Annotated in this window: 5 protein-coding genes; 3 read left to right on the top strand and 2 right to left on the bottom strand. The window is 71.1% G+C overall.

The genetic code is table 11. The features are described 5' to 3' along the window. Positions 1-117 precede the first annotated feature (117 nt). The 3 genes from CKO43_RS24585 to CKO43_RS24575 are packed head-to-tail and all read left to right on the top strand — an operon-like array spanning position 118 to position 2,982. Positions 118-633 (top strand): TRAP transporter small permease, encoded by a 516-nt coding sequence (locus CKO43_RS24585; RefSeq protein WP_200227612.1) that lies wholly within the window; start codon positions 118-120, stop codon positions 631-633. Further along, the gene (locus tag CKO43_RS24580; protein WP_200227614.1) at positions 630-1,928 is read left to right on the top strand and encodes a TRAP transporter large permease; all 1,299 of its coding nucleotides are present in this window, start codon (positions 630-632) and stop codon (positions 1,926-1,928) included. The genes CKO43_RS24585 and CKO43_RS24580 overlap by 4 nt, the downstream gene beginning before the upstream one ends. Positions 1,929-1,944: 16 nt before the next feature. After that, on the top strand, positions 1,945-2,982 hold the full coding sequence (locus CKO43_RS24575; protein WP_200380312.1) for a DctP family TRAP transporter solute-binding subunit: 1,038 nt from the start codon (positions 1,945-1,947) through the stop codon (positions 2,980-2,982). Positions 2,983-2,986: 4 nt separating this feature from the next. Here the strand turns inward: CKO43_RS24575 and CKO43_RS24570 are convergent, their stop codons facing one another. Together CKO43_RS24570 and CKO43_RS24565 are read right to left on the bottom strand one after the other, a co-directional pair. Beyond that, positions 2,987-3,517 (bottom strand): PEP-CTERM sorting domain-containing protein, encoded by a 531-nt coding sequence (locus CKO43_RS24570; RefSeq protein ID WP_242481374.1) that lies wholly within the window; start codon positions 3,515-3,517, stop codon positions 2,987-2,989. Positions 3,518-3,531: 14 nt separating this feature from the next. Beyond that, the gene (locus tag CKO43_RS24565; protein WP_200380311.1) at positions 3,532-6,330 is read right to left on the bottom strand and encodes an ExeM/NucH family extracellular endonuclease; all 2,799 of its coding nucleotides are present in this window, start codon (positions 6,328-6,330) and stop codon (positions 3,532-3,534) included. Between the last annotated feature and the right edge of the window lie 111 nt (positions 6,331-6,441).

Here is a 6,441-nt window from a genome sequence, read left to right as displayed (position 1 = left end):
CCCCTTCTCCCCGCCGCGGCCCACCGGCCGCCGCCAGGCCGCTTGCAGCGCGAACCGCGCTCGCGTACCCGGCGTGCGACCTTCGTGTCGCCTTCTCCCCTTCGCCGCGCAACCCCGATGTCCTCGCCATCCGAACTGCCGCCCGCCCCTGCCACGCCCGATGAAAAAACGGCCGTGCCGCTGAAGATCGAGGACTGGCTCACCGTGGCCGTGATGGCCGCGCTCGCGCTGATCACCTTCGCCAACGTGCTGGTGCGCTACTTCAGCAACCAGTCCTTCGCCTGGACCGAGGAGATCTCGGTCTTCCTGATGATCGTGCTGGCGCTGGTCGCCGGCTCGGCGGCGGTCGCGCGCAACCGCCACATCCGCATCGAGGCTTTCGCCGACAGCGGCCCCGCGTCGCGCCAGCGGGCGCTGGCGCGTTTCGGCGCGCTGATGGTGGCGCTGCTGTTCACGATCATGGCGGTGCTCAGCGCGCGTGTCGTCTGGGACCACATCCAGTGGGAGGAAACCTCGCCGGCGATCGGCGTGCCGCAGTGGTGGTACTCGATCTGGCTGCCGCTGCTGTCGCTGGCGATCGCCGGGCGTGCGATCGGCCTGTTCATCCGCCGCGGGCGCCAGGAGCGGCCATGATCGGCACCCTGCTCTTCGTCGCCTTCATCGCGCTGATGCTGCTGGGCGTGCCGATCGGCGCCGCGCTCGGCCTGGCCGGCACCGCGGCGATCGCGCTGGCCAACTGGGACACGCAGTGGTTCGGCCTGCTGGCCGTGCCGCAGAACTTCTTCGCCGGACTCGGCAAGTACCCGCTGCTGGCGATCCCGATGTTCGTGCTCGTCGGCTCGATCTTCGACCGCTCGGGCGTCGCGCTGCGGCTGGTGAACTTCGCCATCGCCATCGTCGGCCGCGGCCCCGGCATGCTGCCGCTGGTGGCGATCGTGGTCGCGATGTTCCTCGGCGGCATCTCGGGCTCGGGCCCGGCCAACGCCGCCGCGGTGGGTGGCGTGATGATCGCGGCGATGGCGCGAGCCGGCTACCCGGCGGCGTTCTCGGCCAGCATCGTCGGCGCGGCCGCGGCCACCGACATCCTGATCCCGCCCAGCGTCGCCTTCATCGTCTATTCGGTGCTGGTCTCGGGCGCCTCGGTGCCGGCGCTGTTCGCCGCCGGCATGATCCCGGGCGTGCTCGCCGGCATCGCGCTGATCGTGCCGGCGGTGTGGCTGTCGCGCAAACACGGCATGGGCGCGGCCGAAGCGGCGCTGCCGCGCCCGCCCTTCTGGGCCAGCCTGCGCGAAGCGAGCTGGGGCCTGTTCGCGCCGGTGCTGATCCTCGGCGGCATGCGCGCCGGCTGGTTCACGCCGACCGAGGCCGCCGTCGTCGCCGTCTTCTACGGCCTGTTCGTCGGCGTCGTCGTGCACCGCACGATCGGGCTGCGCGACCTGGTCGTCATCCTGCGCGAGTCGGGCGAGCTGTCGGCGGTGATCCTGCTCGTCGTGGCACTGGCCGGCATCTTCGCGTACTCGCTGTCGACGCTGGGGCTGATCGACCCGGTGACGAACGCCATCGTCAACTCGGGCCTGGGCGAGTACGGCGTGCTGGCGCTCCTGATCCTGATGCTGATCGTCGTCGGCATGTTCCTGGACGGCGTGTCGATCTTCCTGATCTTCGTGCCGCTCTTGATGCCGATCGCCAACCACTACCACTGGGACCCGGTGTGGTTCGGCGTGCTGCTGACGCTGAAGGTGGCGCTGGGGCAGTTCACGCCGCCACTGGCGGTGAACCTGATGGTGTCCTGCCGCATCGCCGGGGTGCGCATGGAGGAGACCGTGCGCTGGGTCGGCTGGCTCCTGCTGGCGATGTTCATGGTGATGGTCGCGGTCATCGTCTGGCCCGATCTCGCGCTGTGGCTGCCGCGGCAGCTGGGTTATTAAACGAGGAGAGAAGACGATGAAACGCACGTTCCTGAAGTTCACGCTGGCCGCCTGCGCGCTGGCCGCCGCCGGCCTGGCCAACGCCCAGGCGCCGCTGCCGGCTGGCTACAAGGCCGAATACAAGATGAGCCTGGTGCTAGGCCCCGCCTTCCCCTGGGGCCAGGGCGGCGAGATCTGGGCGAAGCTCGTGCGCGAACGCACGCAGGGCCGCATCAACATCAAGCTCTACCCGGGCACCGCGCTCGTGCAGGGCGACCAGACACGCGAGTTCGCCGCCATCCGCCAGGGCGTCATCGACCTGGCGATCGGCTCGACGATCAACTGGTCGCCGCAGATCAGGCAGCTCAACCTGTTCTCGCTGCCCTTCCTGCTGCCCGACTACCGGGCGCTGGACGCGCTGACGCAGGGCGAGGTCGGCAAGCAGCTGTTCCAGGTGATCGACAAAGCCGGCGCGCTGCCGCTGGCCTGGGGCGAAAACGGCTACCGCGAGATCAGCAACAGCAAGCACCCGATCAAGTCGCCGGCCGACCTGAAGGGCCTGAAGATCCGCGTCGTCGGCTCGCCGCTGTTCCTGGACACCTTCAGCGCGCTGGGCGCCAACCCGACGCAGATGAGCTGGGCCGACGCCCAGCCGGCGCTGGCTTCGGGCGCGGTCGACGGCCAGGAGAACCCGCTGTCGATCTTCACCGCCGCCAAGCTGCATACCGTCGGCCAGAAGCATCTGACGCTCTGGGGCTACGTCGCCGACCCGCTGATCTTCGTCGTCAACAAGGACGTCTGGAAGAGCTGGACGCCGGCCGACCAGGCCATCGTGCGCCAGGCGGCGGTCGACGCCGGCAAGGAAGAAGTGGCGATCGCGCGCAAGGGCCTGGTCGAGGCCGGGCACCCGCTGCTGAAGGAAATCGGCGCCCACGGCGTCACCGTGACGCAGCTGACGCCGGCCGAACGCGTGGCCTTCGTCAAGGCCACGCGCCCGGTCTACGACAAGTGGAAGGCGCAGATCGGCGCCGAGCTTGTCGGCGCCGCCGAGAAGGCGATCGCGGCGCGCAAGTAAGCGCTCAGGTCTGGCGACGGCGGCGCGCCAGCGCCGCCCCGGCCAGCGCGGCCATCACCAGCGCCGCGCTGGCCGGCTCCGGCACGTCCTGCGTCACCTCCGTGAACACGACGCTGCCGTAGCCTTCGGTGCCGAGACCGGTGGTGTCGTAGGCCAGCAAGGCCTGGCTGGCTTCGGTGAAGCCGGCCACCAGCGCCAGCAGCGGCTGCGACAGCGGGTCGCCGCCGCTGAACAGCAGGTCCACGCCCAGCAGGCTGCCGGCCGAGAACCAGGCCACCGGCAGGCTGCCGGCGTCGGCCATGTCCAGCGAGTAGGTGTGGCCGGCGAAGTCCAGCGTGAAGCCGGTCAGGTCGACGCTGCCGTCGAAACCGGCGACCGGGTCGTCGAAACCGAGGCTGCCGCTGAAGGCGGTGCCGGCCAGCGAGCCGGAATCGACGACCCCGTCGATACGGTAGAGCGCGGCCTGCGCGGGCGCGGCTAGGCCGGCGAACAGCGTGGCCGCGAGGGCCACGGCGGACAAGAGTTGGCGGGTCATCCAGGTCTCCGGGTTCAGAAGAGGAAGTTCGAGGCCTTCAGCAGCTCGGCACACGAGCGGCCCTTGACCAGCACCATCGGGCGCGCGGCGGCGGGGCCGGCAGCGTCGGGGTCGATGGCCAGCAGCGCGTCGGCGCCCGAGGCCGAGCAGCTCAGGTAACCCTGGCCGATCGGGTCGGTCGACGGCACGCGCAGGCTGCGCAGCAGTTCGGCGAAGGAGATGCGGTCGTCGCCCGGCGCGAAGTCGGTGATCGTCGCGCCACCGGCGAAACCGGCGCTGAAGACGAAGGTGTCGCGGCCGCCACCGCCGGTCAGCGTGCGCCGGCCGGCGCCGCTGACGATGAAGTCGTCGCCCGGCGTGCCGGTGACGCTGGTGCTGGTGGGCGACGCGGTGATCGTCTTCACCAGGTTCAGGCCGACGGCCACCGGGTCGTGGTCCGACGAGCGGTACGGCGTCGCGGCGTAGGGATCGGGCGCGCAGGTCGCGCAGGCCGGCTGCTTGAACTCGAGGTTGTAGTCGTGCGCCAGCGACTCGTCGGCGTTGATGTGCCAGTGCGCCGCGCCGGCGACCTTGGGCGACAGCGTTGCGGTGGAGATCGCCTGGTCGAGGCGGCCAGCGGCGCCGTCGAAGACGTAGGAGTAACCGAAGCTGCCGAAGCGGCCGACCTCGTCGACGTAGCCGCTGCCGGTGAACTGGAACACCGGGTCTTCCTTCGCATAGGCGTTGAAGTCGCCGACCAGCAGCACGTCGTTGCTGGCGCTGGCCGCCTGCAGCTGAGCGACGAAGCGCCGCAGCTGGTCGGCCTGCGAGACGCGCAGCGCGTTCCAGCAGCCCTGGCCGTCGCCGCTGTCGAGGTTGCCGGGCGCGTCGGCGTCGCCGGCGGCCGGGCAGCTGCTCTTGCTCTTCAGGTGGTTGACGACGACGGTGAAACGTTCGCCGTTGGCCGGCGCGAAGGTCTGCGCCAGCGGCGGGCGGCTGTTCACCGCGGCGGTGTCGCTGGCGGGCGCGCCGACGCGGGCGACACGTGCCGGTTTGTAGATCATCGCCACCTTGATCGCGTCGCTGCCGCTGCCGGCGGCCGGCTCGGGCACCGCGGCGTAGCTGCCGCTGCCGACCCGCTGGTTCAGCGCGTCGACGAGGTTCTGCACCGCGACCGTGCCGTTGTTCTGGATCTCCATCAGGCCGACGACGTCGGCATCGAGCGCGGCCAGCGCCTCGACGATCTTGGCCCGCTGGCGCTGGAACTCGGTCAGGCTGTTGGCGCCGCGGCAGTTGGACGCCGAGACGACGCCACCCTGGCTGCAGCCCTGGCCGGTCTGGCCGCCCGCGGTGGCGCCGTTGGTGAAGGTGGTGAAGTAGTTCAGCACGTTGAAGCTGGCCACCTTCAGATTGCCGCCGACCGCCGGCGCCGAGGCCGACCGCGGGTTGGCGATCGTGTAGCGCAGCGCGGCCGCGTCCAGCGGCAGGATGCGGTAGTCGCTGGCCGCGCTGGCGCCGCTGGTCGAGGTCGACAGGCCGTAGTCGACGACGCCGGTGATCGAGCCGATCAGGTCGCCGCCGCGCAGCGCGCCGTTCGGGCCGGTGTACGGCGTCGGGTTGACGTTCTGAGCCGAGCTGCCGTCGTCGAGCACGATGCGGCGTGCCGCGTTCTCGGCCGCCAGCGCCTGGGCCTGGGTGCCGGGGCGATAGCGGTTGGTCGGCGTCTCCAGCCGGCCGCCGGCCGACAGCGTGAGCTGGCCGTAGCGCGCCTGGTAGTAGTTCTGGTCCACCGTCAGCGGGCCGGCCAGCGTGACCAGCATGCCTTCGTAGCGCTCCAGGCCACCGGAGACCGGCAGCGTCAGCGCCACCGGCGTGATGCTGCCGCTGCCGAGCACGCTGATCGCGCTCGGGCCGGTGAGCTGGGTGACGCTGCCGCTGCCGGCGGCGAACTCGGCCACCTTGCCGGTGAGCTGCACCAGCTGGCCGGCGGCGACGCCGCTGGGCGCGCTGCTGGTGAAGACGAAGAGGCCGTCGGATGTCGCCGGGTTGCCGTCGCCCGCCGGGTCCTGCAGGAAGAAGCCGTTGTTCGTCAGCTTGGTGACGACGCCCGAGGTCGTGACCGTCTGACCCAGCAGCGGGCTTTGTTCGCCGCTGCCCTGGATCTCGTCGATGCGGCGCGACACCACCGTGCCGCCGTCGTCGCCGCCACCGCTCGAGCAGAGCACCGCCGCCGTCGCGCTGTTGCGCGGGGCCGGGGTGCCGGTGACGAAGTCGCTGGCGTTGTTGCCGCTGTCGGTGCAGCCGCCGGTCTTGCGCAGCAGCGCGGTGCTGCTGCTGGCCGCAGGTGCGGCGCCGCTGCCCTTGTAGAAGTTGGCGCTGCCGTAGCCGACCAGGTCGACCAGGTGGGCCTGCTGTTCGGCGCTGCAGGCGGTGGAGCCGCCGTTGCAGGCCAGGCCGGTGGCGGTGTCGACCAGCGCGACCTTGCCGTTGCTGCCCGACATGTCGGAGTTGCCGAGCGCGTCGTACGTCGGCAGCGTGGCGCCGGCGCTGCTGCCCCGCAGCTGAACCAGGTACCAATGCCCGGGCTGCACCGTGCCCGACAGCAGCGTGACGCCGTTGCTGGCGAAGCTGCCCGTGCCGGTGGCGCTGGCGTACTGGACGGACCAGCCGCTCAGGTCGACCGCGCTGCGGCCGTTGTTGAACAGCTCGACGTAATCGTTCGCGAACGCGTTGCCGTTGCCGCCGTAGATCTGGCTGATCACGACGCCGGCGCTGGCCGGTGTGGCCAGCAGCGCGGCGATGGCGGCCGCAAGGGCCGTTGCCTGTTTGTGCATGGACGCTCCTCCTTCAGGTGGTTGGCGGCGCACGCTATCCAGGCGCCGTGAAGCGTCCGTGACGTCGCGTGCCGCCACCGGCCCACCCCCCCGAGCTGCGCGGCCCCAGCC

Origin of the sequence: Rubrivivax gelatinosus (assembly GCF_016583785.1) — a bacterium.
GTDB lineage: Bacteria > Pseudomonadota > Gammaproteobacteria > Burkholderiales > Burkholderiaceae_C > Rubrivivax > Rubrivivax gelatinosus_B.
Note: the sequence above shows the minus strand (reverse complement) of the source record. Positions and strands in the feature narration are given on the sequence as shown.